Genomic DNA, 472 nt, shown 5'->3' with positions numbered 1-472 from the left:
GCCGCGCCACCTGGTCGGGGTGGGCTACGGCGTGCAGCGCGGCCGGCGGCGCGTCGTGGCCCGACCGGTGGAGGTGGACGGGGTCGAGACCGGAAGCGGAGCCCGAACCCTCCCCGGGGATGGACTTGTTGTACCCGGCGCCGTGCGGCAGGAGCACGCGCGGGCCGCGCAGCAGGTGCAGATCGCCTTTGGGGCTGGCCGCGAGGACCAGGTCGTACGAGCGGGCGCACGCCTCGTCCCAGGGCAGGGTGCGGCCGCCGACCTCCTCGATGGCGGCGAGTGCGTCGGCGCCGAACTCCGAACCGGGCACGAGCGTGAACAGCCGGGTGATGCGGTCGTCACCGGAGAGCGCGGGGAGCGTGTCCAGGAGCCGGTAGAGGGCAACCGTGGACCGGGCGGCGAGAAGTACCGTCGCCCGTCGCCCGTCGCCCGTCGCCCGTCGCCCGTCGCCCGTCGCCCGTCGCCCGTCGCC

Annotated in this window: 1 pseudogene; it reads right to left on the bottom strand. The window is 76.1% G+C overall.

Features of this window, described 5'->3' with window-relative positions:
* Positions 1–367 (bottom strand): annotated as a pseudogene (locus K7787_RS31460) (translation initiation factor 2); the annotation flags it as partial.
* Between the last annotated feature and the right edge of the window lie 105 nt (positions 368–472).

The organism is Streptomyces sennicomposti, from assembly GCF_019890635.1.
Classification (GTDB): Bacteria; Actinomycetota; Actinomycetes; order Streptomycetales; family Streptomycetaceae; genus Streptomyces; species Streptomyces sennicomposti.
The sequence above is the reverse complement of the archived record's forward strand: the minus strand, read 5'-3'. Positions and strand labels throughout refer to the sequence as shown.